Raw genomic sequence first — 26,165 nt, 5'->3', positions numbered from 1 at the left:
GGTCACCACCCGGCCCGAGGCGTTCACCGGGGCCACCGGACCCGACGCCCCGCCCGAACCGGCCCGCACCTACTGGCTGGAGCACGCCTGGCTCACCGACGGCCGGCCCCACGTCGAGCCCGGCGTGGCGGTCGGCGTCACGGACGGCCGGATCACCGATGTACGCACCCAGGTCATGACGCCGCCGCCCGGCGCCACCGTCCTGCGCGGTCTGACCCTCCCGGGCCTGGCCAACGCCCACTCCCACGCCTTCCACCGCGCCCTGCGCTCCACCGTCCAGGTCGGCTCCGGCACCTTCTGGACCTGGCGCGAGATCATGTACGGGATCGCCGCCAAGCTCACCCCCGACTCGTACTTCACCCTCGCCCGCGCCGTCTACGCCGAGATGGCGCTGGCCGGCATCACCTCCGTCGGTGAGTTCCACTACCTCCACCACGCGCCCGGCGGCACGCCCTACGCCCATCCCAACGCCATGGGCGAGGCCCTGATCGCCGCGGCGGCCGAGGCCGGGATCCGGATCACGCTCCTCGACACCGCCTATCTCTCCTCCGGCATCGCGAAACGGCGCGGCGGCGAGCCTCCCGAGCAGCATCAGCTCCGCTTCTCCGACGGCGACGCGACCGCCTGGGCCGAGCGCGCCTCCGCCCTCGCCTCCGCCGTCAAGGACGGCGACCAGGCGCTGATCGGCGCGGCCGTCCACTCCGTACGCGCCGTCCCCGCCGAGCAGCTCGCCACCGTCGCCGCCTGGGCCGAGGAGCACCGGGCGCCGCTGCACGTCCATCTCTCCGAGCAGACCGCGGAGAACGAGGCATGCCTCGCCGTCCACGGCCGCACCCCCACCCGGCTCCTCGCGGACCACGGCGTCCTGAGCGCCCGGACCACCGGCGTCCACAACACGCACCTCACCGACGAGGACATCGCCCTGCTGGGCGCGGCCACCACCGGCACCTGCATGTGTCCCACCACGGAGCGCGACCTCGCCGACGGCATCGGCCCCGCCGAACGCCTCCAGCGCGCGGGCTCGCCGCTCTCCCTCGGCAGCGACAGCCACGCCGTCATCGATCTCTTCGAGGAGGCCCGCGCGATGGAGCTGAACGAACGGCTGCGCTCCCGCCGCCGCGGTCACTGGACGGCGGTGGCGCTGCTGCGCGCGGCCACCGCCGACGGCCACGCCGCCCTCGGCCGGCCCGACGCGGGCCGTATCGAACGCGGCGCGCTCGCCGACCTGGTGACGATCGCGCTGGACTCCGTCAGAACAGCGGGCTCGCTGCCACGGCTCGGAGCGGAGACCGCGGTATTCGCCGCCTCCGCCGCTGATGTACGCCATACGGTCGTGGGCGGCCGTCATGTCGTACGCGACGGAACCCATGCCCTGATCCCCGACGTCCCGGCAGCCCTCGACCGGTCCATCGCCGCACTGCGCGGCTGACACCACGGCCCACGCCCCCGGCACCGCCCGGGCCGCCGACCACACGGTCCGCGTCCCCGGCAGCGCGGCCGCCGCGGCCCAAGGAGATCATTCTTCCCATGACGACGACCACGACCGTCATCACCAACATCGCCAGTCTGGTCACCAACGACCCCTCTCTCGGTGACGGAACCCCCATCGGTCTGATCCAGGACGCGGCCGTCGTCATCGACGGCGACCGCATCGCCTGGGTCGGTGAATCAAGCAAAGCACCCGCCACTGACAACGCCGTCGACGCCGGTGGCCGGGCCGCCCTCCCCGGCTTCGTCGACTCCCACTCCCACCTGGTCTTCGCGGGCGACCGGACCCAGGAGTTCAACGCCCGTATGTCCGGCCGCGCCTACTCCGCCGGCGGCATCCGCACCACCGTCGCCGCCACCCGCGCCGCGACCGACGCCGAGCTGTCCGCCAACGTCGCGCGCTACCTCGCCGAGGCGCTGCGCCAGGGCACCACCACGCAGGAGACCAAGTCCGGTTACGGCCTGACCGTCGCCGACGAGGCCCGTGCCCTGCGTATCGCCCGCGGCCAGACCGACGAGGTCACCTACCTCGGCGCGCACATCGTCCCGCCCGACCACGCCGCCGACCCGGCCGCGTACGTCGCCCTCGTCACCGGCGAGATGCTGGACGCGTGCGCCCCGTACGCCCGCTGGATCGATGTCTTCTGCGAGCGGGGGGCCTTCGACGGCGACCAGGCCCGCGCGATTCTCACCGCGGGCCGCGCCAAGGGCCTGCACCCCCGCGTCCACGCCAACCAGCTCTCGTACGGCCCCGGCGTCCAGCTCGCCGTCGAACTCGACGCCGCCTCCGCCGACCACTGCACACACCTCACGGACGCGGACGTCGACGCCCTCGCGCACGGCGCCACCGTGGCCACGCTGCTGCCCGGTGCCGAGTTCTCCACCCGGGCCGCCTGGCCGGACGCCCGGCGTCTGCTCGACGCGGGCGCGACCGTCGCGCTCTCCACCGACTGCAACCCCGGCTCGTCCTTCACCTCCTCGATGCCGTTCTGCATCGCCCTCGCCGTACGCGACATGGGCATGACCCCGGACGAGGCGGTCTGGTCCGCCACGGCGGGCGGCGCGGCGGCCCTGCGCCGGACGGACATCGGCCGCCTCACCCCCGGCGCCCGCGCCGACCTGGCCCTCCTCGACGCCCCGAGCCATGTCCATCTCGCCTACCGGCCCGGGGTCCCGCTGGTCTCCTCGGTCTGGAGGAGCGGCGTCCGCGTCCACTGACACCGCTCCACCTCACCCTCAGGGGTGGCGCGCGGCCCCCCTTCGCCCCCTCACCCCTTCAGGGCGGCGACCTCGTCGATCCTCGGCCGCAGTTTCCGTACGGCCAGGGTCTTCGCGTACGGCCGCAGCCTGCGCCGCATCGTCTCGAAGTGCTCGTCACCCCGGGCCGACGAGACGTGCTCGTAGTCGTCCAGGAACTGCCACCAGCTCCCACACGCCGCCTCCAGATGCCCCAGCTCCAGCTGGCGCTGCGCCAGTACGGCGAGGAAGTGGACGCGGCCCTGCCGCTCGTGTTTCTGCTGTACCTGCAAGGACTGCTGGAGCGCGGTGATCGAGCCCGGCAGATCCTTGAACTCGTACAGCACATGCGACACATGGAAGAGATACGCGGTCCTGTCGTACCCCCCGATGGACTCGCGCCGGTTGTCCGCCTTGGTCAGGGCGGCCTCCGTCTGACGCAGCCGGCCGAACGCCTGCCGCTTGTCCCCGACCATCGCCGCCGCGTGCGCCTGCTGCCCGGACAGGAACGCCTGGAGCCGCGGCTCGGCCTTCGGTGACGCCTCGGCGGCCGAGTCGGCCAGCTCCAGCGCCCGTTTGCCGTATCCGAGGTTCGACGCCTGGAGCGACATGCCGCGCAGCGTGCGGCAGTACGTGACGTGGTCCCCGGCGGAACCGGCCAGCTCCAGCGCCCTGAGGTAGTACTGCTGGCCCAGTCCGTGCGCCCGCTCGTACATCGCCATCCAGCCGGTCAGGTAGACCAGGTCGGAGGCGGCGGCCAGCATGTCGTTGCGTACGGACTCGGCGGCTTCCGCCTTCAGCCACGGCATGACCGTGTTCACCAGAAAGGCGGCGGCCATCGGGCGCGCGTGACCGCCCCCGAGTTCATCCAGAATGTCCGCTATCCGGTCCGTCATTGTGCGTACGGCCTGTACCTGCGGCGCGCCTATACGTACGGTCCGCTTTCCCGGAGCGGGGGTCGAAGGGGTCGCCGCGTGGGCCAGATCGGGGAAGAGCGGAACGACGACGGCGGCGGAGAACAGACCCGCCGCGATGAGGCCGCGGCGTGACGGATCCATGTCTGCTCTCCCCATGTCGACCAGTTCTTCGAGCGTGTTGACACCGGGGATGCCGGAGATGCCGGAGATGCCGGAGCCGCCGTAGAGACCGGAGATGCCGGAGGAGCCGGTGGAACGGACGCCGTCCGAGGAGCCCGCGACGCCGGTGCCCGCAGGGCCGGAAGGGCCCTGACGGCCTGCCAGTTCCCCGGCCGGCGGGGTGAAACGAGCGGACCGTACGACGGGAAGACCGGCCTCCGAGTGAGTGACCGGACGTCCGAGTTTCCGTGCGAAAGCCTCCACGATCAGCGGCCTGACCTGGTCCTTGGGCATGGTGCCCGCGACCCAGTGGGAGACCGCCGACTGGTCGTAGTGGAGTTCGAGCCCGGCCTCGGCGCCGATGCGGTTGATGATCAGTGCGAACTGGGCGCGGGACCACTTCGCCTGCGCCAGCAAACCGGCCAGGCCGGTGTTGGGTGTGCGGGAATTACTCGCCATGTGTCCAACTCCCCCAAGCGTTCATGGCTTTCATCATCAGACTGTTCTCCACGGTACTCGTGGAGGGTCTTCAGGCTGTTTTCTGTTCAACAGGGCCAAGCAGCACAGCACACGAAGACGGGGGCCAAGGTGACCACAGTGACAGACAACAGAACAGGTGGCACTGCCGAAAACGCGCACACCACCTACACCGCCGACTCCATGCAGACTCCGCACACTTCACGCACTCCGCACGCTCAGCGCGCCGTCCTGAAGCACGTCCTGGACCACAACGCCATTGGACTCGACGCCGATCGCGCGCTGGCACCGCATCGCATGATGCCGCCGCCCGCCGAGATCGCGGACCTCACGAACCGGCTCGTCGGCCACGGTGCCACGCTCGTCTCCCTCGTCGAGGGGATCCCCGGGACCGAGCACACCGTACGGACCAAAGGAGCGCTCAAGGACTGGTACGACCTGACCGACAGCGGACCCGGCGCCGGAGCCATGGCCAACTGGGTGCACATGCGGGCCCTGGCGCGTATGTGCCGTACGTTCATGGACTACCTGCGGGAGCGCGATCGCGAAGGCCGGTACCGGCCATGAGCCCGGAAGGGAAACAACAGGCCTGGTTCGTGATCGCGGTCTGCACACTGGGGCTGACCATCGCACTCGCCGTGGGGCTGCGTCTGTAGGGGCCGCGTCCGCAAGGGGACCGTGTCTGTAAGTGGGGCTGTGTCCGTAAGCGGGGCCGCGTCCGTAAGAGGGAGGTGGCCACGCGGGCCGACCGCCGTTCAGGGTGCGGAGCGCCCCGGCACCACCGGAAGTTCCCGCACACTGTTGCCCACGAAGCTGTGCCGGCGGGCCAGTTCCGTCTCCGGGACCGCGATCCTCAGGTCCGGGAAACGGGTGAACAACTGCCGCAGGGCGATCGTGGTCTCCATCCTGGCGAGAGAGGCGCCCAGGCAGTAGTGAGCGCCATGTCCCAGGGAGAGATGGCCCGTCGCGGCGTGCCGCGTGACATCGAAGCGGTCCGCGTCAGGTCCGTGCGCCGCGGTGTCGCGGCCCGCCGCCGAGAACCCGGCCAGCACGGGGGTGCCGCGCGGGATCACCGTCCCGTCCACCGTCACGTCGCGCGTCGGATAGCGGAACGGGAAGAAGCTGACCGGACTGTCCCAGCGCAGGGTCTCCTCGACCGCGTCGGCCCAGTCCGCGCCGTCGGTCCGGATCAGCTCCAACTGGTCCGGATGGGCGCACAGCGCGCGGACCGCGTTGGTGATCAGGTTGAGGGTCGTCTCATGGCCCGCGACGATCATCACCAGCATCGTGCCGATGAGCTCGTGCTGACCGAGCCGGTCGCCGCGGCTTTCCGGAGATGCGCCGGCGCCGTGGCTTTCGGGCCCGCCGGCGTCGCGCGCGGCGATGAGGGCGCTGGTGAGGTCGTTTCCCGGATGCTCCAGGCGGGACGCGGCCACCGCGCCGAGCACGGCCACCATCTCCCGGTTCGCCGCCACCGCCTGCTCCGGGGCGATGTCCGTACTCACCAACCGTGTCGACAGCGTGTGCAGCCGCTCGCGGAACTCCTCATCCACCCCGAGCAGTTCACTGATCACGTTCATGGGAAGGGGGAGCGCGAAGAGCGCCCGCAGGTCCACCACTCCGTCATCCGTCGCTGCCGCCGCCACGGCCACCCCGTCCAGCAGCTCCGCCGCCAGCCGCTCGACGCCGGGCCGCAGCTCCTCCACGCGCCGTGCCGTGAACGCCCTGCCGACCAGCGACCGCAGCCGCCGGTGCTCGGCGCCGTCCGCGGTGACCATGCCCCGTACGGTCGCGAAGGTCGTCAGCGGCCAGCCGACCGGGATCCGCCCCTCCTGGAGCGCCGCGAAGTGCTCCGCGCTCTTCGCGACATCCGGGTGGCCCATGAACTCCTTCAGCGCCTCGTGTCCGACGACCGCCATGGCCGGTACGCCGCCGGGCAGCACGACCTCGGCGACGGCGCCGCGCGCGAGCATCTCGGCGTTGAGGGCATGCGGACAGGAGCCGGACGGATCGAGCCGGTACGGGGACGGCGACTGCGGCTGGGACGGGGGCTGGGACGGCGACTGCGGCTGGGCGTGGGTCACGGGAACCCTCCTCACCCGGATCCTATGAGCAGGTACGAGGTCACGGAAGGGAGTCGTTCGGCCACGCGGCCCGTTCCCGCCCCTCCCGCACCACAGGTTGCACCCGTTGCACCCGATTCCCCGATCCATGACGAGATGGGCGACTGCCCCTGTCCCGGAGGGATGTGGGCCGGTACCGTCCTGTCGAGTGCGGGCCCGCGGGGGACACGGGCTCGCGGGGGGATGCGACCGGGGGGTCGAGTTGAACGATGTACGGAGTGCCGCGCGCCTGCGCGTGGTGGCGCCCGCGGAACTGGACGCGGCGGAAATCGAGTCCTGGCGCGAGCTGCGCGCCAAGTCGGGGGCTCCGGCCAACCCTTTCATGGAGCCGGAGTTCACCCTGGCCGTCGGCCGCGTACGGCCCGGGGCGCGCGTCGCCGTCGTACGGGAGACGACAGGGGCGCCCACCGCGACGGGGCCGACCAGCGCCGCCGCTACGGGTACGGGCGAGCCCGCCGGCTTCTTCCCGTACGAGCGCGGCCCGCTCGGGCGCGGCAGAGCCATCGGCCTCGGCGTCTCCGACTGCCAGGGCGGGGTGTTCCGCGCAGGACTGCGGCTCACGGCGCGTGAACTGCTCCGCGGCTGCTCGCTGGCGGCCTGGGAGTTCGACAACCTCGAAGCGGGACAGCGGCTGTTCGTCCCGCCCGGCGCCGGTGAGCCGGCGGGTTTCGAGTCGCCGGTGATCGAGGTCGGGGAGGGGTACGAGGCGTACGAGTCGGCCCTGCGCGCCCGCTCGCCCAAGTTCTTCCGTACGACGGCCGCGAAGGAGCGCAAGCTCGGCCGTCAGGCGGGCGAGGTCCGCTTCGTCTTCGACGAGCGCGACCCGGCGGCGCTGCGCACGCTCATGGCGTGGAAGTCCGCGCAGTACCGCAGGACCGGCCGTCGCGACCGCTTCGCGAAGGAGTGGATCAGCGCACTCGTGCGGCAGCTCGCCACGACCCGTACGCCGGGCTGCTCGGGTGTGCTCTCGGTGCTGTACGTGGCGGACCGGCCGGTGGCGGCGCACTTCGGGCTGCGCTCGCGCACGGTGCTGTCGTGCTGGTTCCCGGCGTACGACCCGGGGTTCGCCCGGTTCTCGCCGGGCCTGATCCTGCATCTGCGGATGGCGCGGGCCGCCGCGGCGGCGGGGATCGGGGTGCTCGACCTGGGGCGCGGCCAGGCGGAGTACAAGGACGCGCTCAAGACGGGCGGAGTACGGGTCCACGAGGGCGCCGTGACCCGCCCGGGCGCGCGGGCCGCCCTCTACCACCTGGGCAGGGAGCCGGTCCGCCGGGCGCACGGTTTCGTACGGGAGCGGCCCCGCCTGGCCGCGTACACGAAGGCGGCGCTGAACCGGGTGGGCCGCCTGCGGGACAGGTGACGGCCGGCGCGGGGCATCGCAGGGCAGCGCATCGATCGAGCAGGGGGAGCCGATGGCGTACACACCGCACACGACCGGCACAGGAACCGGGAGAGAGATGAAGGGGGAGGCCGGACGAGCGGACAAGCGCGGAACGGAGGGCGGCGGGCCGCTTCGCGCCGCGCCCCGGGGCCTGCCGATTCCCGGGGCCGTCGCCGTCGCCGAACTCGATCTCCGCGCGGCCGACGGCGCCGTCCTGTCCCTCCGCCCGGCGCCCGGGGGTCCCCCGGTCGGGGCGGGGGACGCGTTCGCGCTCGTACGGATCGACGGCCGGCCCGTCGCGACGGTGACGGGCCGGGTGGCGGCGGGCCAGGATCCCGCGGAGGCGCTGGTGGCGGCCTTCCGCGCGCAGCACCGGGCCATGCCGAAGCCCCCGCCGACACCCCCGCCCTCTTCCACGTCCCTTCCTTCTCCTTCCCAGCCCCTTCCGTCCACGTCCTTTCCTTCTCCTTCCCAGCCCCTTCCTTCCGCGTCCCTTCCTTCCGCGTCCCCTTCTCTGTCCCGTAGCAGCGTTCTCCCTACTACCGTCGTCGTGGCCACTCGCGAGCGCGCCGGCCGGCTCGCCCGCGCCCTCGATTCGCTCCTCGCCCAGGACCACCCCGACTTCCGCGTCCTGGTCGTCGACAACGCGCCCGCCACCACCGCCACCCGCGACCTCGTCGCGTCGCGCTACGCGGGCCGCGTGGACTACGCGCACGAGCCGCGCCCCGGTCTGGCCGTCGCCCACAACCGGGGCGTCGCGGCGGCGGACCGTGCGGCCCCGGTTCTCGCCTTCACCGACGACGACGTGATCGCCGACCCGCACTGGCTCTCCGCGCTGACCGCGCCCTTCGCGGCCGACCCGAGGATCGGCTGCACCACAGGCCTCATCCTCCCCGCCCGGCTCACCACCCCCGCGCAGATCCTGCTGGAGAGCCACGGAGGCTTCGCCAAGGGCTTGGCGCCCCGGCTGTACGACCCGGCGGCGCCGCCCGCCGACGAACCGCTCTTCCCGTTCGCGGCCGGAAGCTTCGGTTCCGGCGCCAATATGGCGTTCCGCGCCGATGTACTGCGAGCCGTCGGCGGTTTCGACCCGGCCACCGGCACCGGCACGCCCGCCAGGGGCGGCGACGACCTCTACGCCTTCGTCCGTGTCCTGGCCGCCGGGCACCGGCTGCGCTACACGCCCGAGGCACTGGTCTGGCACCACCACCGCGAGACCTGGCAGGACCTGCGGAACCAGGCGTACGGATACGGCGCGGGTCTGACCGCGTACCTCACCGCGATCCTCGTACGCCAACCCGCCCTGCTGCCCGCGCTGCTCGCGAGGGTGCCGCGCGGCCTGGCGCACGCCCGCGCGATCACGGCGCACGGCGCGCAGGCGTACCCCTGGCCGCGCTCCCTCTCGCGCCTGGAGCGCCGGGGGATGCTGTACGGACCGCTCGGTTATGCCAGGGCGCGGATCCGCGCGCGCAGGGGTGCGGCCGGAGGCACGCCGTGACGGAGCGGAACGCGGCGGAACGGGACGCGGCGGAGCGGGCGGCGCCGGACCGGATCCCCGTCCTCCTCTACCACGCGGTGATGGACGATCCGCCCGCCTGGATCGCCGAATTCACCGTCACGCCGGGGGATTTCGCCGCCCATCTCGACACGGTCGTCGCCTGCGGTCGTACGCCCGTTCCCGTCAGCACCCTGGTCGGGCATCTCACGCGGCGTGCGCCGCTGCCGCCCCGGCCCGTCGTCCTCACCTTCGACGACGGCTTCGCCGATCTGCCGGGCCCGACCGCCGACGCGCTCGCCGCCCGCGCCCTGCCCGCCACCGCCTATCTGACCACCGGGGCGATCACCCCGGGGCGCACCAGCCTGCTGCCGCCCGCGCCGATGATGACGCTGGCGCAGGTGGGCGGCCTGGCGTCGTACGGCCTGGAGGCGGGGGCGCACACGGTCACCCACGCCCAGCTCGACACCCTGCGGGGGCCCGCTCTCCGGCGCGAACTGCGCGAATCCAAGGACGTGCTGGAGGACGCGCTGGGCCACGAGGTCGCGCACCTCGCCTATCCGCACGGTTACAACAGCCGCGCCGTGCGCCGGGCCGCCGAGGGGGCGGGTTACGCCTCGGCCGTCGCCGTACGGCACGCCCTCAGCTCGGGGCGCGACGAGGCGTACCGCATCGCCCGGCTCATCGTGCGCCGCACGCACACGGCGGCGGACGTCGCGTCGTGGATGGCGGGCGGGGCGGCGGCGGGGGAGCGGGTGCGGGTCGCGCCGTACCGGGATTCACCGGCCACGGTGGGCTGGCGGCTGTACCGGGGCGCGCGGGCCCGGGTGAAGGGGCCGGAATTCGCCGGGTAGTCACGGATAGTCATGGGGGGTGGTGGGTAGTGACGGAGTGTGACGAGGGGGGAAGGTATCTCATGACCACGCGTACCGACACCAGGCCCGGCTCCGGCGACGGCCCGGGGAACGGCTCCGGCGCCGCGCCCGGACGGGGCACGGATGTGTCCACGGCGTCCACGGCGCCTGCTGTGTCCGCTGTGTCCGCTGTGTCCGCGGAGAGCGAGGGGCCCGGGGCGCCCCGGGCGCCCGGGCCGCCCCTTCCGCCGCGCCGGGGCCCGGGGCCGTCGTTCCTGATCCGCTTCCAGCGCTTCCTCACCTGGCCGCCGCTGCTGATCGCCGCGGTGCTGTGGACCTGGTCGTTACCCCGGATCGGGTTCCGTGACATCGGGGAGTTCGGGCTCCTCGACCGGTTCCCGGTCGCGTTCTACGCCTCGCTCGCCGTCCTCTCCGCCGGCTTCCTCATCAGCCTGCGCCGGGCCGGGACCGCCCCGTGGTGGCCGCTGACCTACTGCGTCGCGATGCTCGTCGCGCTCAAGGCCCCTCCCGGAATCCTCTACGACTCCGTGCGCTACGCCTGGGCGTCCAAGCACGACGCCGTGATAGCGCGGCTGCTCGCCGAAGGGACGTTCCACCCGCAGGCGCAACTCTCCGGCGGGATGTCCGCGTACGACCAGTGGCCGGGCTTCTTCTCGCTCAACGCGGCCCTGATCAAGGCCTTCGGGGTGCATGGGGCCGCTTCGTACACCAACTGGGCGCCTGTTCTCTTCGGGCTGCTGATGCTCCCGGTGCTGGTACTGATCTACCGCACCTTCACCGACGACTGGCGTCTCGTCTGGACCGCCGTATGGATCTTCCAGCTCGCCAACTGGGTGGGCCAGGACTACCTCGCGCCGCAGGCCTTCGCCTATCTGCTCTTTCTGACCGTGTTCGCCGTGGTCGTACGGCACTTCGTACGGCCCGGGTCGGCCGGGCGGCTGCGTGAGCGGTCCCGGCTCGATCCGTCCGCGACGTCCGTCCCGCCGCCCACCACCCTGAGACAGCGGGCGGTCTGCGTGGCGATCCTCGCCCCGCTGATCGGTGCCATCAATGCCTCGCACCAACTCACGCCCGTGATGCTCTGCATGACGCTGATGGCTCTCTGCCTGACGCGTCGTTACCGCAACATCGGGCTGCTCGTGGTCACCGGCCTCATCATGCTCGTCTGGGACCTGACGATGGGCCGCGTCCTCTTCCTGGACACGCTGGCCACCCTGCGGGACTCGGCGGGCGACCTGCTGAAGAACTCCCGCCCCGGATTCGCCGGCGAACCGACCGGCCCGGGACCGGAGCTGGTGGGCACGGCCAACATCCTGATGGTGCTCGTCCTCGGCGGGCTCGCCGTGGCCGCCGTGCTGCTGCGGCGCAGGCTGGCGGGGAGCGCGCTGCCGCTGCTGCTGGCCGCCGCCGCACCTGTACCGCTCTTCGCCGTGAACGACTACGGCGGCGAAATGCTCTTCCGCGTCTATCTGTTCGGGCTGCCGGGCACGGCGTTCTTCGCCGCCGCCGCGCTCGTACCGTCCGCCGCGGGGCGGGACAAGGCCCGGCGTATCGCCCGCAGGACCACGGCCCTGGTGCTCCCGGTGGCGCTGGCCGCCCTGCTGGTGGGCTTCCTGCCCTCGTACTACGGCAAGGAGGGCATGCAGTACGCGCCCCCCGCGGAGAACGCGTTCGTGGAGCGGGCCTACGACCGGGCGCCGGACGGTTCGCTGATCCTCGCCACCACCGGTTCCTTCCCGGGCGCGTACTACCGCTACGACCACTACGAGCGCTGGTTCTTCACCGAACAGGAAGTCCCGGAGAACCTGGTCATGCTCAAGGACCCCGCCCGCTATCTCGACGCGGGCATACCGGAGGGGCGTCCGGCGTACGTGATCCTCACCCCGTCCCAGGAGAAGGCCACGATCGGCGAGGGATATCTGCCGGCCGGGAGCTTCGCCCGGATGAGCGCGGCGCTGAAGAGGTCACCGCACTTCAGGGTCCTGGAGGAGAGCCGCCACGGCCTCCTGCTGGAACACGTGGAGACCCCGGGACGGCCCCCCGCCCCCGCACCCACGACTCCCATCACTCCCATCACCCCCACCGCTTCTGCCCGATGACGAACGCGGAGGCAGCCGTCATGGACCAGCACACGGCCCCCCAGACCCCCCTCCAGACCCAGCCCCACCCCCACCCCCAGCCCCAGCCCCGGCCGCGGCCCTGGCTCAGAGCCGGGCTCGCGCTCTCCGGGTGGCCGGCGCTCGCGGCGACGGCGCTCCCCGACGGGGAGCCGCTGCGCTGGATCCCGATCGTGCTCTTCGTCACCCTCGGCCCCGGGTGCGCCCTGCTCCTCCCGCTGCCCGGCAGTCTGCGCCCCGCCGCCCGGCTGGAGGCCCTGGCGCTGGCCGCGCCGCTCAGTCTCTCCCTCGCGACGCTCACCGCCACCGCGCTCTTCCTCGTGGCGGGCTTCTCGGCCCCGCTGTTCCTCGGCTCGCTCGCGGTCTTCTGCACGGTCGTGGCGCCGCTGCCCGCCGTACCCCTGCCCGCCGCGACCCGAGGCGCGGCCGAGCGCACCAAACCCGTTCCGGAGGGCCCTATATGACGGCACGACGCTTACACGGTGCGGGTCGCGGTACGTATCTGACGCTGATCCTGGCGGCCGTCGGCGCCCTGCTGGCCGGGCTCGGGGTCTGGGTCGACCGGGCCGACAAGGGCGGCGAGGACGCGGGCTGGGCGCTGCCGGGGAGCGCCGCCTCCGGCGCCCTGCCGCACGGGCGGTGCGCGCCGGACGAGCGGCTGGAGCCGCCGTGCGGGGCCTGGTGGGGCGCGTACGTCCCGTACGCGGCGAACGGCTCGCTCACGGACGCCGTCCACGGCTTCGAGAAGAAGATCGGACGCAAGCTGGATCTCGTCTACAACTACCACGACATGTCCAACACCCAGCGCGACGGAGTGCTGCTCACCCCCGAGGAGCAGGAGCTGGGCCGGGACCGGATGCTGATGCTGGCCTGGGAGTCCACCGTATGGACCGAGCCGCACCACGAGAACTGGACGGAGACCCAGCTCGGCTGGGCCGAGGTCGCGGCCGGGAAGTACGACGAGGAGATCATCGATCCACAGGCCAGACGGCTGAAGGCGTACGGCAAGCGGATCTTCTTCTCCTTCGACCAGGAGACGGACTTCCGCACACCGGACGCGGGCACGCCCGAGGAGTTCGTCGCCGCCTACCGCCATCTCCACGACCGGTTCGAGAAGCTCGGCGTGGACAACGTGGTGTGGGTGTGGACGGTCTCCGGCTACCTGGGCAACGCGGCGCTGATGAAGTCGCTCTACCCGGGCGACGAGTACGTCGACTGGATCGGCATGGACCAGTACAACTACTACCGCTGCCAGCGCAACGCGCGCTGGCTGGACTTCGACGACAGCCAGCGGCCCACCTACGACTGGCTGCGCGCGAACATATCGGACCGCAAGCCCATCATGCTCTCCGAGTTCAGCACGGCCCCGGACCCGGACGACCCGGACCGGCAGCGCGGCTGGTACCAGCAGGTGCCGGAGGTGGCGCGGACGCTGCCGCGGGTGAAGGCGCTGGTCCAGTGGAACCGGCCGGTGCCGGGACCGCACTGCGACCTGACCGCCGACCAGGGCCCGGCGCTGGAGGGCTACCGGGAGGCGGGCCGCGACGACTACTTCCGCCAGCCGGTCCCGTCCCGCTGACGCCGTACGCCGGGTGCGCCCGGTGCGCCGCGTACGCGCCCCGCGCCCGCTCCTCCCCGTACCCCCGCTCCTCCCCGTGCGCTCCGCGCCCGGCGGACGAGGAGGACCACGGCCGCCACCGTGAGCAGCCCCAGGAAGACCGGCAGGGCCACCGCCGCGAACGGGTCCTGCGCCGACCATCCGGCCACCGCCAGCACCCACACCACCCCCGACACGACCCGCCCGTCCGCCCGCAGCGCCCACAGGGTCAGGGCGACCAGTGCCAGACAGAGGAGTTGCAGGGCGACGGGCAGCGCGCGCAGCACACCGTCACGTCCGGCCGGCCCCGTCACCTCCGCCAGCACGTCCGCGACCTGCCGGTGCCAGAGCCCCGACGCCCGGTCGGGCCGTACACCCAGCAGCGGCGGCGCCGAGTGCAGCGCACCGAAAATGATCAGCGGCCCCAGGGTGAGCAGAACGGGCCCCGGCCGTTCCAGCGAGACGGCGGCGCACTGGACGACGATCAGCAGCATGCCCGCGACGAGCGTGAGAGGAGGCAGCACGTCCAGAAGTTGGGCGCCGGTGAGCTGATCGCGGCCGATGTCGCCGAGCCGGGCCAGCGGCGTCCAGAACAGCCCGGCGGAGAGCCCGAGCAGCAGCCACAGCACGGTGACGGTCCGGCTCTCGTCGATCCGGTCGGCGTGGCCCGGCGGATACGCGGGCGCGCTCCCGGATCCCCGTACGGGAACGGGTACGGGCATGCCGAAGGCGGGCGTCGGCGCGTCATGGGCGCCGCGCAGATAGGCGGTGCGCCCGGCCCAGGTCGTGCCGTACGCCGCGTCCTCCTCGGCCCGCGCGTCGTCCGCCCCGCCGTCCCCGCGCCCCCCGGGCGCCACCTGGGCCAGCTGGGCGGCCCTGCGGGCCCAGGTGGTCCCGTAGTACGCGTCCGCGCCGTCCCGAGCCGCCCCCGCACGACGGCCGCCGGTCCAGTCGGCGCCGTCCTTCGTACGGTGGCGGTAGCGCAGCGCCGCGCGCAGCCCGGGCGCCGCGACCAGGGCGACCAGCGTCATGGACAGCAGCATCGCCAGCCCGGCGCCGGAGATCCCGGCGGGCCCGAGCAGCACCAGAGCGCTGCCCAGGACCAGGACACACATGGCGCCCTGGAGCGCCGCGAGCATGCCCGTACGGCCCTGCACGCGCAGCACGCCGATGTACAGCTCGACGACGACGCGGGGCAGCGCGGCGGCGGCGAGCAGCCGGAGCACGGTGGTGCCGTGCGCGGCGTAGTCGGCGCCGAACGGTGTGAGGATCCGCGGCGCGAAGACGACCAGCACCAGCACCACGGGCACCAGCAGCAGCGTCATCCGGCGCAGCGCCCCGCGTACCCCCTCCGCCAGCCGGTCGGGGCTGTGCGAGGCGTGCGCGGTGAGGGAGGAGGCCATGTTGATGGCCATGAACTCCATCGTGCCGCCGACGGTGTAGGCGGTGTAGAAGAAGGCGTTGTGCGCGGAGTCGAAGCGGACCGCGACCATCACCGGCAGCAGATTGATCATGGCCAGGCTGAAGAGCGCCCCGACCGAGTCACCGGCGAGGAACCGCCCGATCTCCCGGAGCCGGGGCGGTTCGCGGTCGTGGTCGGCGGCGGCCTGGCGCGGGATGAGCCTGCGGAAGATCAGCCAGCCCAGCGGCAGTACGGAGAGGGCGATGGCCGCCGCCCAGGAGACGAAGACGCCGAGGACCGGCAGGGCGGTGGCGAACGCGGCGAGCATGAGCAGCTTGCCGACGGAGAAGACGGCGTTGCCGACGGGCACCCAGAAGGCTTTTCGCAGCCCGGTGAGGACCCCGTCCTGGAGGGTGAGCAGCGCCCAGGCCACGCAGGATGCTGTGAAGACGAGCCCGGCGGTCAGGCCGCGGAGCGGCGCGTAGGACGGGCCCCACAGGTCGAGCGTGACCAGGAACAGCGCGCAGGCGGCGCACACCACCAGCGAACTGACGGCGTACGCGCGCCACACGAGCGGCCCGGTGGCCCGCCCGGCCCGGGGGACGTAGCGGACCACCGCGCCGATCATGGTCGTCGCGGTGATCGAGGCGAGCAGCCGCATGGCGGCGATCGCGGCGGAGCCCTGGCCGACGGCCTCCTCGGTGTAGTAGCGGGCGGCGACGAGCCAGAAGCCGAGGCCGAGCGCGGCGGAGACGCCGGTGGAGAGCATGAGCGCGTAGGCGTTGCGGAACATGGAGTCGCGGTCCCGCCCGCCCTCCTGGCCGCCCGTTCCTTCGCCGGAAGCAGGCGCCGGCGCGGGGGAGAGGAGGTCACCGGTCCCGGAGCCGCCGTCCACGAGGCTTTCGTCCCCCAGGTGCGGCCCCGGCAGCCGGGCGGTGTCAGCCACCGCTGCCGGTCTCCTCCCACTCCACCGGGCGGGCGCCCAGTGCGGTGAGGATGGCGATCGCCCGGTCGGCGTGGCGCGGATCGACAGGCAGAGCGTGCCGGGCGAACCAGGCCGCCGGGGCCGGTGCGGGCGACGGATCGGTGAACTCCCCGCCCGCGTACGCGTCGAGCGGCGGATCGTAGAGGTAGCCGGTGGTGAGGCGGTGCCGGGCGAGGGCGGCGATGGCCGCGTCCCGGTCCGCGACGAGCAGCGGCACCCGGAAGAGCGGCTGTACGGGACCCTCGGCGGCGCCCGGCGCGGCCCAGGGACTGGCCAGCAGCCGCCGCGTACCGTCGCGGTGCGCGGCCAGCGTTCCGTCGAGCCCGCGCAACAGCCGTTCGGTGCGCCCGAGGCGCGGGCGGCCGGGGCGGAGCCGGTAGTCGTGCAGGTCGACCCGGACCCAGGAGTGAAATCCGTCGAGCCCCGGCGCCGTACCGAGGGCCTTGCGTAACTCCGCGGCCCGCAGGGGCATCCGGATCGCCTCCCGTTCCTCCTGCCCGAGCAGCCGCAGCGCGGCCCGCGCGGCCCCCACCAGCCGCAGCCCGCGCACCCCGGCCTCGGCGTACGGGCGTACGGCGTAGGCCAGTTCGGCGATGAGCCGGGCGGGCCCGAGCAGCGCGTCGCGGGCCCGCACCAGCTCCGTACGCGACCCGGGGTCCGCGACCGCGAGGAAGCCGCCGGTCTTGGCCCCCACATGCTTGGAGAGGCTGAACACGGCAGCGTCCCCGAACCCGCCGACCGGTCGGCCCCCGATCGCGCTGCCGATGGCGTGTGCGCCGTCCTCGATCAGCGGAATGCCCAACGCGTCGCAGCGGGCGCGGAGTTCGGGTGCGGGGTCGGGATTCCCGTACAGATTGGTGGTGAGTACGGCGGAGAGCCCCCGCCAGACGGACTCCGGTACGGCGGCGACGTCGAGGGACCCGTCACGCGGGTCCAACGGCGCCTGGACGGGGCGCAGTCCGGCGGCGAGCACCACGAAGAAGATCACATCGTCGTTGACGGGCGACATCAGCACCCGCCCGCCGGGCGGACACCAGTGGCGCAGCGCCACATACAGCGCGAGCCGGCACGACGGCATGTACAGACACTCCCTGCCGAGGCGCCGGCGCATCAGCGACTCCAGCGCCGCGTACGGGCCCGCCAACGGCACCGCGTACGCCGGGTCCACCGATTCAGCCGAGCCCACCGGACGCGCCGGGCCCTCCCCACGAGCCATTCCGTATCCCCCCTGCCCCCGGCTCAATGTGTCCCATACCGGACGCCCCGTCAATAAGGCGATGGATCCTGGGAGGGGCGGGTCCGTCACCCCGTCAGATCGCGTACGAACCGCAGTCCGGGCCGCCCGCTCAGCTCCACCTCGCCGACCTGCGTGAACCCGGTACGGGTGAGCACGGCACGCGAACCGGCGTTGTCCACGGCCGCCGAGGCCCGCAGCGAGGCGAGCCCGTACTCCGAACCGGCCAGCGCGCACACCCGCCGCACCCCCGCGTTCGCCACCCCGCGCCCGGCCGCCCGCTCGGCGACCCGGAACCCCAGCTCGGCGGCCCCGTCGGCGACATCCACCAGATTGACCCGCCCCCACACCGCGCCGTCCCCGGCCACCAGCAGATGGAACCGGCACGCCCCGGCCTCCTGCTCGGCGAGCAGCGCACGGTGCCGCTCCTCGAACCGGGCGAAGTAGGCGTCGCCCCGGTCGGGAACGGACGCCGCGAAGTAGGCCCGGTTCTCCCGCTCGAACGCGAGCAGGGCGGAGGCATGACCGGCACGCAGACGCTCGACCCTGAGCACGGGCCTCATGGCGCGAGGCGGTAGACGGACACGTGGGAACGCGCATCGGCGGTGAACTCGGCCCCTGACCAGTCCGCGTGCCTGCTCTCGCGCTCGAACCCGGCGAGCTGGGCCATCAGGTCGAGTTCGGCCGGCCAGATGTAACGGTGCGGGCTGCGGAACAGCTCGGCTTCCTTGCTCTCCCCGAAGCGGAAGTGGTGTGAGACGACGTGCTGGCGCAGGGTGTCGTACGTGTCCAGCCCGATGTAACCGGGCTCCGCATGCCAGACGGTGGCCTCCTGGCCCGGCGGCAGCTTGCGCAGCTCGGGGACCCACAGCTCGATCACGAACCGGCCGCCGGGCGCGAGATGGCGGGCGGCGTTACGGAAGCACGCGACCTGCTCGGCCTGGGTGAGCAGGTTGGAGATGGTGTTGAAGACGAGATAGACGAGCGTGTACGCGCCGGGGGCCGTGGCGGTCGCCATATCACCGACCACCACGGGGATCGCCGCCTCGTCGGCCTTGGTACGCAGCCGTTCGACCATCGGGGGCGACAGCTCGATGCCGGTGACGGGCACCCCGCGCGCGGCCAGCGGAACCGCCACCCGGCCCGTTCCGATGGCGAATTCGAGCGCGGCCCCGTCACCCGCGAGCGCGGCGAGCCGGTCCACGGTGGGCGTCACGACATCGGGCGCGAACATGCCCGTCCCGGGTGTGTCGTAGCGTCGGGCGGTCTCGGTGTCCCAGATCTCCTGCTGACCCATGCGGCACACGGTCGCCGCCGCCGGGCCCGGTGTCCACCGATTTTCCCTCCGCCGCCCGACGGAGGGACCGGGGCGCGCACACCCCGGCCCCGTCGCGCGTCGCGCCCGCGGTCAGACCCAGTCCCAGCTCACATTGATCCGTCCGGCGTTGAGGTCGCCGATCCGGGAGAACGCGGTGGGGCTGAGGTCCACGTCGTTGGTGGCACAGCCCATGCACTTGTCCACGACTCTCACGACGACGGAGCCGAGCGGACCGTTGACCCGGATCTGCCGTCCGCACTGGGGCGAGTTGTTGGGGTTGGGGTAGTTGCCGTACTGCGCGACCGAGATCGCGACGACCAGCTCACTGTCGTTGTTGTACCAACCACACGCGCCCAGCCCGGTGTTGTACCAGGTGGCCTGGCCGGTGGCCTGAGCACCACTGGGCGCGGCGGCGGCCGGGGCGGCCGTGGCGCCGACCACACCGAGCGCGAGCAGGGACGAGGCCGCGGTCAGCGCCGCGGCGGTGCGGGCGGTACGGGGGCGGGCGGGGGCGTTGTTCCGGGTCGTGGCTGTGGTGGGGGACATGCGATCAACCCTTCGAACGTAGGCAACTTGGTCTAGACCAAGATTCCTCGGCAGTGCACCGCTTTCCCAGAGCCTTTCCGGCTCACCTGCTACACCTTCCGGCCAACCCACCTCGCCCGCCCCGCCCGGCGACTCGCTCCGCTCAGCCGACCCTCTGGCGGGTCTTCCACCAGGAGGAGGGCACGATGACGTCGGTCCCCGTGCCGCTGAGTGCCGCCCTGCCGCCGGTGTGGAGGCGTACGGAGCCGTTGGAGTGGACAGCCCAGATGTCGGGGATGCCGTCGCCCGTGACGTCCAGGGTGCCCATGAGATGGGGGACAGCGGTGCTCGACCAGCCGGACGCGGCGTACTCGGTGTCCTTGCCCGCCCCCGAACTCGCGGCTGCGGCGAGCGAGTTGAGGTCGACGCCGCCGGACGCCGACTTGACACCCGTACGGAGCAGCAGTCGGCCGCTCGCGTCGGAACGATAAACGAGGTCCGTGACGCCGTCCCCGTACTCGGCGTCACCGACTCCGGTGCGGGCGCGGGCGGTTCCTTCAAGGCGACACCGCTCGCCTCCAGCGGAACATGGGCGGCCGGGGGTTCCTCCGGCTCCTTCTCCTGGTCGTACCCGCTGACCGTGCCGCCGACCCCGGCCGGCCCCTCGCCCAACATCTCCCTCACGTACGACTCGCAGGAGGTCGACGGCAAGACGGCCGTCTCCTCGCCGCAGACCTCCTGGATCGGTGAAGGCTGGGAGTACGAACCCGGCCATATCGAGCGGCGCTACCGCTCCTGCAAGGACGACACCAAGAAGCTCAAAACCGGCACGCCCAACAACTCGGCCAAGAAGGACCAGACCTCGGACCTGTGCTGGGTGTCGCACAACGCGGTGATGTCGCTGAACGGCCGCACCACCGAGCTGGTCAGGGAGGGTGACACCAACACGTACAGTCCGCAGAACGACGACGGCACGCGTGTCGAACTGAAGACCGGCGCCGCCAACGGCGCCTACAAAGGCGAGTACTGGGTGGTCACCACCCCGGACGGCACGACGTACCACTACGGGCTGAACACCGTCGGCGGCGGCCACGCCACCACCAACTCCGTCTCCACCGTGCCCGTGTACGGCAACCATCCCGACGAGCCCTGCTACGCCGCCGCCTTCGCGAACTCCCGCTGCGGAGTGGGCGTACAGCAAGCCTGGCAGTGGGGCATGGACAAGGTCGTCGACGTCCACGGCAACGCGATGGTCGTCAACTGGAAGCAGGAGACCAACCACTACTCGGTCAACAAGAAGTTCAAGTCCCCGGAGAAGTACGACCGGGCCGCCTATCCCGTCTCCATCGAGTACGGGATGCGCACCGCCGACCTGACCAAGCCGTCGGCCACCGTCGAGTTCGGTGTCCAGCAGCGCTGCCTGAAGTCGGCCGCCGCGTGCGACCCGGCGAACTTCGCCAAGACCGACGATCCCGGCGCCTACCGGCCCTGGTGGGACACGCCCGGCAATCTGAACTGCAAGTCGACGTCCAAACTCTGCCCGGCCTTCCCGTCCTTCTGGACCCAGCTCCGGCTGGACACGGTGACGACGAAGGCCGTCCGGGCCGACCAGAACGGCATCCGGACCGGACTCGGCAAGGTCGACACGTACACGCTCCGCCAGTCCTTCCCCTCCGACTGGTACGACACGTCCCCCGGGCTCTGGCTCAACTCGATCACCCGCAGGGGACATGCCCCCGGCGACACCATCGGCACCCTCCAGTCCAAGGACGGCGTCAGCTTCGGCGAATACCGGGTGGGCTCCTCCTCCCCGCTGCGCGCCCGCCTCCGTGACCGGCAGCTCCCCAACCTCGTGCCGTCCGGGCCCGGGGACCAGCGCCCCGGCTTCACCCGACCCCGTATCGGAACGGTCGCCACCGAGAACGGCGGCGACATCCAGGTCGAGTACACCGGCGGCTGTGCCGCGGATCCCGCCACCGACAAGGGCAAGGCCAACACCACCTGCTACCCCGTGCGCTGGTCGCCGGACGGCGAGGAGAAGACCCCGGCCAAGGCGTGGTTCAACAAGTACGTCGTCGCCTCCGTCACCGAGACCGACCGGGTCACCACGCACGGCAAGCCCGTCGTGACCGCGTACAAGTACACCTCTCCCGCCTGGCAGAAGGCCGACAACGAATTCCTCAGACCCGCGCTGCGCACCTACAGCGTGTGGCGCGGCTACCGGCAGGTCGCCGTCACCAAGGGCAGCAAGTCCAGCTCCCAGCAGGGCGATCCGCAGTCGCAGTCGTACACCGTCACGCGCTTCTTCCAGGGCACGGGCGGCCAGCTGAAGGACTCCGAGGACGCCGTCGTCCTGGTCGCCGACGACGCACCGCAGTTCGCCGGAATGACCGCCGAGACGCTGACGTACGACCACTCCGAAGGCCGCGTCCTCACCCGTGCCCTGACCTTCCCCAAGTCGAAGGAGACTGCCTCCCGGACCCGCCAGGCCGAGGACGGCACCGATCTCGACCCGCTGCTCGCCCACCGCACCTGGGTGGCACGCACCGACGCGATCCAGACGGTCCGCACGAGCTGGCGGGCGGTACGGACCGAGACGACCGTCGACGACGCCTACGGGCTGCCCACCCAACTGGAGATGTCCGTCGTCAAGCCGAACGGCACCGGCGAGACCCTCAGCGACCAGGTCTGCCTGCGGACCTCCTACGTCCACAACACGGCCGACTGGATCATCGGCAAAGCCAAGGAGACCCGCTCCACCGCTACGCCCTGCTCCGGCTTCGAGACCGCCAACCCCGCTACGGAGCTGCTGAGTTCGGCGCGTACCTCCTTCGACGGCCAGGCATGGGGAGCCGCCCCGACCAAGGGCCTGGAGACATCGATCGCGGAGCTCAACGGCGCGGGCTCGGCGCACTCGGTGACCACCACCACGTCGTACGACCCGCTCGGCCGCGTCAGAAAGGTCAGCACGCCGCTGACCGGCACGTCGGAGACGGTCTACACCCCGGGCGACGGCGGCGGCCCCGTCACCGCCGTGAAGACCATCAACGCCAAGGGGCACGCCTCCACCACGGCCTATGACCCCGGGCGCGCCCTGGCCCTGACCGTCACCGACCCGAACGGCCGGGTCACCAGAACCGAGTACGACGCGCTCGGCCGCTTGGTCAAGGGCTGGTCCGCGGGGCGCTCCGCGGGCGGAAAGTCACCGGACACCCAGATCTCGTACCGCGGCGCCGTCGCGACGCCCGACGAGACACGTCCGGCCGCCGTCACCGTCAAGTCCCTCAAGGACGACGGAAGTTACGCGAGCGAGGTCACGCTCTACGACGGCCTGGGCCGCCCGGTGCAGACACAGGGCGAAGCCCACGGCGCCGGCCGGATCATCACCGACACCAAGTACAACGACCACGGCCTGGTCGGAGAGCAGACCGGCGGCTACCTCGCCCGCGGCGAGCCCGAGACCAAGCTCTTCGCTCGCGTCTCGGAATCCCTCGTACCCAACAAGACCAAGACGCGCTACGACGGCCTCGAACGCCCGGTGCGTTCCTCCGTCTACCACGGCGCCGACTTCAAGTACGCGACCTACACCACCTACGGCGACGACTACGTCTACGTCGACCCGCCCGGCCAGACCGCCCCGACCACCCAGAGCTTCACCGACGCGCAGGGCCGGGTCACCTCGGTCCAGCACCACACGACCGCCGGCTCCACGAGCACCAAGCGGACGACGACATACGCGTACGACGCGCGGGGCAACCACGCCAAGGTCACCGACCCGGCCGGCAACGCCTGGGAGTACACCTACGACGTCCGCGGGCGCCTGACCAGCTCCACCGACCCCGACACCGGCACCTCCACGTTCGCGTACGACGACGCGGACCGCCGGACACGGGCCACCGACGTGCTCGGCAAGAGCGTCCACACCCAGTACGACGAACTGGACCGCGTGGTCGCCGTCCGCGAGGGCTCGGCGACCTCCGCCCCGGTCAAGGAGTTCACGTACGACACCCTGCCCGGCGCGACCGGGCTGCCCGTCGCCTCGATCCGGCACGACACCACCGGCGACTACATCGACCGGGTCACCGGCTACGACACGGACTACCAGCCCACCGGCCGCGAGACGGTCGTCCCGACCCACGCGACGACCGCCGGACTGTCCGGCACGTACGCCTACTCCTACGCCTACACCCCCACCGGAAAACCGCTGTCGGTCACGCTCCCGGCGAAGGGCGGGCTGGCAGCCGAGAAGCTCGTCACGCGGTACGACGACGACGGTCTGCCGGAATCCACCTCGGGCATCTCCTGGTACACCTCCGACGTCACCTACTCCCCGTACGGTGAGCCGCTGCGTTCGGTCAGCGGGTCGCAGCCGTCGAGGGTCTGGACCACCAACTTCGTGGACCAGCACACCGGAGGCCTCCAGCGCACGGTCACCGACCGGGAGACCGCGGGCACCCATCGGGTTGCTGACAGCTACTACTCGTACGACGCCTCGGGCACGATCACCTCCAACGCCCGCAAGCTCACCGACGCGTCCGGCTCCACCTGGGACAACCAGTGCTACACGTACGACGCGCTCGGTGAACTGGTCCACGCCTGGACGTCGAGCCTCACCCCCGGCACCTCGGGCACCGGCTGCCGCTCGTCCGGCGGCGCCAACTGGGGCTATCGCGCGGACGGCGAGCCCTCCGGCGGCCCGGTCGCCGACGCCCCGACCCTGGCGACCGACACCACGACCCCGAGCGCGGGCCTGACCACCTCACTGGCCGCGGCGGCGCCCGCGTCGACCACGGTCTCGACGGGTACCACGGCCTACCGCCAGTCCTTCACCTACGACTGGCTGGGCAACCGGGCCACGCTCACGGACCACGACCCGGCCGACACGGCATCGAGCGTCACGAACACCTCCCGATACGGCCGCCAGGTCTCCGGCAAGGGCCTGGTCCAGCCGCACACCCTCACCTCGGTGTCCGCGACGGCGGGCGGCAAGGGCAGCGCGTACACCTACGACGACGTCGGCAACACCACCGTCCGCGACCTCCCCGCCACCACCCAGAACCTCACCTGGACGGCGGAGAACAAGCTCGACACGATCACCGACGACGGGGTCAAGACGCGGTACGTGTACGACGCGGCGGGCAACCGCATCCTGGAGAACTCACCCACCGGCTCCACGCTCTACCTCGGCGAGACCGAGCTGACCACGGACGCCACCGGCAAGATCACCCGGGCCTCCCGCGCGTACTCCCAGCCGGGCGCCCCGACGGTCGTCCGCACCACGACCAACGGTTCGAGCACGGGCCACACCCTCAACGCCCTGATCAGCGACCACCTCGGCACGGCCAACACCACGGTCGAACTGGGCGCGTCCCAGACGGTCACCCGCCGCGCCTTCAAGCCGTACGGCGAGGCCCGCGGCCCGAAGCCGACGGTCTGGCCGAACAAACGCGGCTACCTGGGCACCGGCATCGACGACACGGCCACGGGCCTGACCCACCTCGGCGCCCGCGAGTACGACCAGGCGGCGGGCCGCTTCCTCTCGGCGGACCCGGTCATCGACGTCACCGAGCCGCTCCAGATGAACGGCTACGCGTACGCGGGCAACAGCCCGGTCAGCTCCAGCGACCCTACGGGGCTGTGCCCGGCGGACGTCTGCGGCCACGGGAAGCAGAATCCGTCCCCGCACTACGGCGGCGGCCCGCCGGAGAAGAGCGGTGGCGGTGGCGGAGGCGGTGGTGGCAATGCCGGCTCAGGGAGCGTCAGTTCGGGTACCACGAAGACGATCACGTACACGATCACCAAAACGGTCACGGTGACCAAGCCCGCCCCCTGCGACTGGCGCTGCAAGGCCAAGGGCTTCTGGAAGAAGTACAAGACCGAGATCATCACCATCACCACCGAGGTCGTGGTGGGCGCGGCTTGCGGCTCGGTAGCGGTCGGCGCGGGTGTGGTGACGGGCGGCGTCGGCGCCGTGGCGGTGGGAGCGTCCTGCGGAGCTATCGCGGGCGGGGTCGCGGGAGCGGTCGGCAACGCGCTGGACTCCGAGGCGGACAAGAGCCTGGGCGGCTTCGCGAAAGCGGTCGGCAAGGGAGCTGTGGTCGGAGGCGTCACCGGAGCCGCAGGCGCAGTGCTAGGCAAGGCCATCGCCAAGGGCGTCAAGGCGGTCGCCTCCAAGGTCGTCAAACGGGGAAGCGGAGCCGGCAGCCCGAAGGGCAGCGGCGGGGGCGGCGCGAAGAGCGGCGGCGGCAGCAGCTGCAAGACGCCGAACAGCTTCCTCCCGAGGACGGAGGTCCTGCTGGCGGACGGCACCCGTAAGAAGATCGCCGATGTAAGGGTCGGCGACCGGGTTCTGGCGACGGACCCGAAGACGGGCGAGACGGTCGCGAAGCCGGTGACGGCGGAAATCATCGGCAAGGGCACCAAGAACCTGGTCAGGGTCACCATCGACCTGGACGGAAAGAAGGGCGACAAAACCGCCTCCGTCACGGCAACGGGCAAACACCCCTTCTGGGTCCCGGAACTGGACGAGTGGATCAACGCCAGGGACCTCCACCCGGGCCAGTGGCTCCGCACCAGCAGCGGCACCCACATCCAGATCACCGCCATCAAAACCTGGACCCAACGGGCCACGGTCCACAACCTCACCGTCGCCGATATCCACACGTACTATGTACTGGCGGGCGCGACTCCGGTCCTCGTGCACAATTGCAACGTTACGGTCTACCGGGCCCAGCGCGCCGGTGTCCGCTGTCATCCAATCGGGGCGTTTGACAGCGAACCCAGTCGTTTCGCCTTCCTCGCCAGTGAACCTAGTCGTACGAGGCGTCGTGCTGGGG

18 protein-coding genes are annotated in these 26,165 nt (G+C 72.0%); 10 read left to right on the top strand and 8 right to left on the bottom strand.

From position 1 onward, the window contains the following. Nucleotides 1-76 precede the first annotated feature (76 nt). Nucleotides 77-1,429 (top strand): formimidoylglutamate deiminase, encoded by a 1,353-nt coding sequence (locus ACIQ7D_RS15005; RefSeq protein ID WP_403937879.1) that lies wholly within the window; start codon nucleotides 77-79, stop codon nucleotides 1,427-1,429. A 98-nt stretch (nucleotides 1,430-1,527) separates the two neighbouring features. After that, nucleotides 1,528-2,706, top strand: coding sequence for an imidazolonepropionase (gene hutI / locus ACIQ7D_RS15000; protein WP_403937518.1), 1,179 nt, complete (start codon nucleotides 1,528-1,530; stop codon nucleotides 2,704-2,706). A gap of 50 nt (nucleotides 2,707-2,756) precedes the next feature. Here the strand turns inward: hutI and ACIQ7D_RS14995 are convergent, their stop codons facing one another. Then, a complete protein-coding gene (locus tag ACIQ7D_RS14995) occupies nucleotides 2,757-4,259 on the bottom strand; it encodes a hypothetical protein (RefSeq protein WP_403937516.1) in 1,503 nt (500 codons plus the stop codon). Nucleotides 4,260-4,397: 138 nt separating this feature from the next. Between ACIQ7D_RS14995 and ACIQ7D_RS14990 the strand changes: the two genes are divergently transcribed. Next, complete coding sequence (locus ACIQ7D_RS14990) at nucleotides 4,398-4,844, top strand: DUF6415 family natural product biosynthesis protein (protein ID WP_403937514.1); 447 nt, start codon at nucleotides 4,398-4,400, stop codon at nucleotides 4,842-4,844. 188 nt (nucleotides 4,845-5,032) lie between these two features. Here ACIQ7D_RS14990 and ACIQ7D_RS14985 read toward each other — a convergent pair whose 3' ends face one another. Further along, nucleotides 5,033-6,250 (bottom strand): cytochrome P450, encoded by a 1,218-nt coding sequence (locus ACIQ7D_RS14985; protein ID WP_403937877.1) that lies wholly within the window; start codon nucleotides 6,248-6,250, stop codon nucleotides 5,033-5,035. Between the two features lie 352 nt (nucleotides 6,251-6,602). Here ACIQ7D_RS14985 and ACIQ7D_RS14980 point away from each other — a divergent pair, with 352 nt between their 5' ends. The 6 genes from ACIQ7D_RS14980 to ACIQ7D_RS14955 all read left to right on the top strand — a co-directional run bounded on the left by ACIQ7D_RS14980 (nucleotide 6,603) and on the right by ACIQ7D_RS14955 (nucleotide 13,847). After that, a complete protein-coding gene (locus tag ACIQ7D_RS14980) occupies nucleotides 6,603-7,760 on the top strand; it encodes a GNAT family N-acetyltransferase (RefSeq protein WP_403937512.1) in 1,158 nt (385 codons plus the stop codon). Between the two features lie 172 nt (nucleotides 7,761-7,932). Continuing rightward, nucleotides 7,933-9,279 (top strand): glycosyltransferase family 2 protein, encoded by a 1,347-nt coding sequence (locus tag ACIQ7D_RS14975; protein ID WP_403937875.1) that lies wholly within the window; start codon nucleotides 7,933-7,935, stop codon nucleotides 9,277-9,279. An 80-nt stretch (nucleotides 9,280-9,359) separates the two neighbouring features. Next, a complete protein-coding gene (locus ACIQ7D_RS14970; RefSeq protein WP_403937873.1) occupies nucleotides 9,360-10,130 on the top strand; it encodes a polysaccharide deacetylase family protein in 771 nt (256 codons plus the stop codon). A 62-nt stretch (nucleotides 10,131-10,192) separates the two neighbouring features. Continuing rightward, nucleotides 10,193-12,250, top strand: a complete 2,058-nt coding sequence (locus tag ACIQ7D_RS14965; protein WP_403937510.1) for a hypothetical protein — start codon at nucleotides 10,193-10,195, stop codon at nucleotides 12,248-12,250. Between the two features lie 20 nt (nucleotides 12,251-12,270). Next, nucleotides 12,271-12,732 (top strand): hypothetical protein, encoded by a 462-nt coding sequence (locus tag ACIQ7D_RS14960; RefSeq protein WP_403937508.1) that lies wholly within the window; start codon nucleotides 12,271-12,273, stop codon nucleotides 12,730-12,732. Further along, nucleotides 12,729-13,847: a glycoside hydrolase family 26 protein gene (locus ACIQ7D_RS14955; RefSeq protein WP_403937506.1), complete on the top strand. Its 1,119-nt coding sequence runs from the start codon at nucleotides 12,729-12,731 to the stop codon at nucleotides 13,845-13,847. Before ACIQ7D_RS14960 ends, ACIQ7D_RS14955 begins: the two co-directional genes overlap by 4 nt. Here ACIQ7D_RS14955 and ACIQ7D_RS14950 read toward each other — a convergent pair. The 6 genes from ACIQ7D_RS14950 to ACIQ7D_RS14925 form a co-directional block, all read right to left on the bottom strand. Further along, nucleotides 13,817-16,213, bottom strand: coding sequence for a lipopolysaccharide biosynthesis protein (locus tag ACIQ7D_RS14950; protein ID WP_403937504.1), 2,397 nt, complete (start codon nucleotides 16,211-16,213; stop codon nucleotides 13,817-13,819). The two genes, ACIQ7D_RS14955 and ACIQ7D_RS14950, sit on opposite strands and share 31 nt — an antisense overlap. Further along, entirely contained in the window at nucleotides 16,206-17,363 is a 1,158-nt protein-coding gene (locus tag ACIQ7D_RS14945; protein ID WP_403937871.1) for a DegT/DnrJ/EryC1/StrS family aminotransferase, read from the bottom strand. Before ACIQ7D_RS14945 ends, ACIQ7D_RS14950 begins: the two co-directional genes overlap by 8 nt. Nucleotides 17,364-17,554: 191 nt before the next feature. Then, on the bottom strand, nucleotides 17,555-18,049 hold the full coding sequence (locus tag ACIQ7D_RS14940) for a GNAT family N-acetyltransferase (RefSeq protein ID WP_403937502.1): 495 nt from the start codon (nucleotides 18,047-18,049) through the stop codon (nucleotides 17,555-17,557). Beyond that, on the bottom strand, nucleotides 18,046-18,783 hold the full coding sequence (locus tag ACIQ7D_RS14935) for a class I SAM-dependent methyltransferase (protein ID WP_403937500.1): 738 nt from the start codon (nucleotides 18,781-18,783) through the stop codon (nucleotides 18,046-18,048). The genes ACIQ7D_RS14940 and ACIQ7D_RS14935 overlap by 4 nt, the downstream gene beginning before the upstream one ends. Nucleotides 18,784-18,894: 111 nt before the next feature. Beyond that, complete coding sequence (locus ACIQ7D_RS14930; RefSeq protein ID WP_403937497.1) at nucleotides 18,895-19,350, bottom strand: RlpA-like double-psi beta-barrel domain-containing protein; 456 nt, start codon at nucleotides 19,348-19,350, stop codon at nucleotides 18,895-18,897. 142 nt (nucleotides 19,351-19,492) lie between these two features. Continuing rightward, a complete protein-coding gene (locus ACIQ7D_RS14925) occupies nucleotides 19,493-19,657 on the bottom strand; it encodes a hypothetical protein (protein WP_403937495.1) in 165 nt (54 codons plus the stop codon). 3 nt (nucleotides 19,658-19,660) lie between these two features. On the opposite strand from ACIQ7D_RS14925, the gene ACIQ7D_RS14920 reads away from it, so the two are divergent. After that, the coding region (locus ACIQ7D_RS14920) for a polymorphic toxin-type HINT domain-containing protein (RefSeq protein WP_403937493.1) at nucleotides 19,661-26,165 on the top strand (6,505 nt) is incomplete at its 3' end.

The organism is Streptomyces sp. NPDC096310 (assembly GCF_044763125.1).
Taxonomy (GTDB): domain Bacteria; phylum Actinomycetota; class Actinomycetes; order Streptomycetales; family Streptomycetaceae; genus Streptomyces.
The sequence above is the reverse complement of the archived record's forward strand: the minus strand, read 5'-3'. Positions and strand labels throughout refer to the sequence as shown.

What these genes read in the sequence shown, in the direction of transcription:
- hutI (WP_403937518.1), top strand. Translation starts at nt 1,528, where the DNA reads ATGACGACGACCACGACCGTCATCACCAACATCGCCAGTCTGGTCACC.
- ACIQ7D_RS14995 (WP_403937516.1), bottom strand. Translation starts at nt 4,259, where the DNA reads ATGGCGAGTAATTCCCGCACACCCAACACCGGCCTGGCCGGTTTGCTG.
- ACIQ7D_RS14985 (WP_403937877.1), bottom strand. Translation starts at nt 6,250, where the DNA reads ATGCTCGCGCGCGGCGCCGTCGCCGAGGTCGTGCTGCCCGGCGGCGTA.
- ACIQ7D_RS14970 (WP_403937873.1), top strand. Translation starts at nt 9,360, where the DNA reads ATGGACGATCCGCCCGCCTGGATCGCCGAATTCACCGTCACGCCGGGG.
- ACIQ7D_RS14965 (WP_403937510.1), top strand. Translation starts at nt 10,193, where the DNA reads ATGACCACGCGTACCGACACCAGGCCCGGCTCCGGCGACGGCCCGGGG.
- ACIQ7D_RS14960 (WP_403937508.1), top strand. Translation starts at nt 12,271, where the DNA reads ATGGACCAGCACACGGCCCCCCAGACCCCCCTCCAGACCCAGCCCCAC.
- ACIQ7D_RS14955 (WP_403937506.1), top strand. Translation starts at nt 12,729, where the DNA reads ATGACGGCACGACGCTTACACGGTGCGGGTCGCGGTACGTATCTGACG.
- ACIQ7D_RS14945 (WP_403937871.1), bottom strand. Translation starts at nt 17,363, where the DNA reads ATGCGCCGGCGCCTCGGCAGGGAGTGTCTGTACATGCCGTCGTGCCGG.
- ACIQ7D_RS14940 (WP_403937502.1), bottom strand. Translation starts at nt 18,049, where the DNA reads ATGAGGCCCGTGCTCAGGGTCGAGCGTCTGCGTGCCGGTCATGCCTCC.
- ACIQ7D_RS14935 (WP_403937500.1), bottom strand. Translation starts at nt 18,783, where the DNA reads ATGGGTCAGCAGGAGATCTGGGACACCGAGACCGCCCGACGCTACGAC.
- ACIQ7D_RS14930 (WP_403937497.1), bottom strand. Translation starts at nt 19,350, where the DNA reads ATGTCCCCCACCACAGCCACGACCCGGAACAACGCCCCCGCCCGCCCC.
- ACIQ7D_RS14925 (WP_403937495.1), bottom strand. Translation starts at nt 19,657, where the DNA reads ATGGGCACCCTGGACGTCACGGGCGACGGCATCCCCGACATCTGGGCT.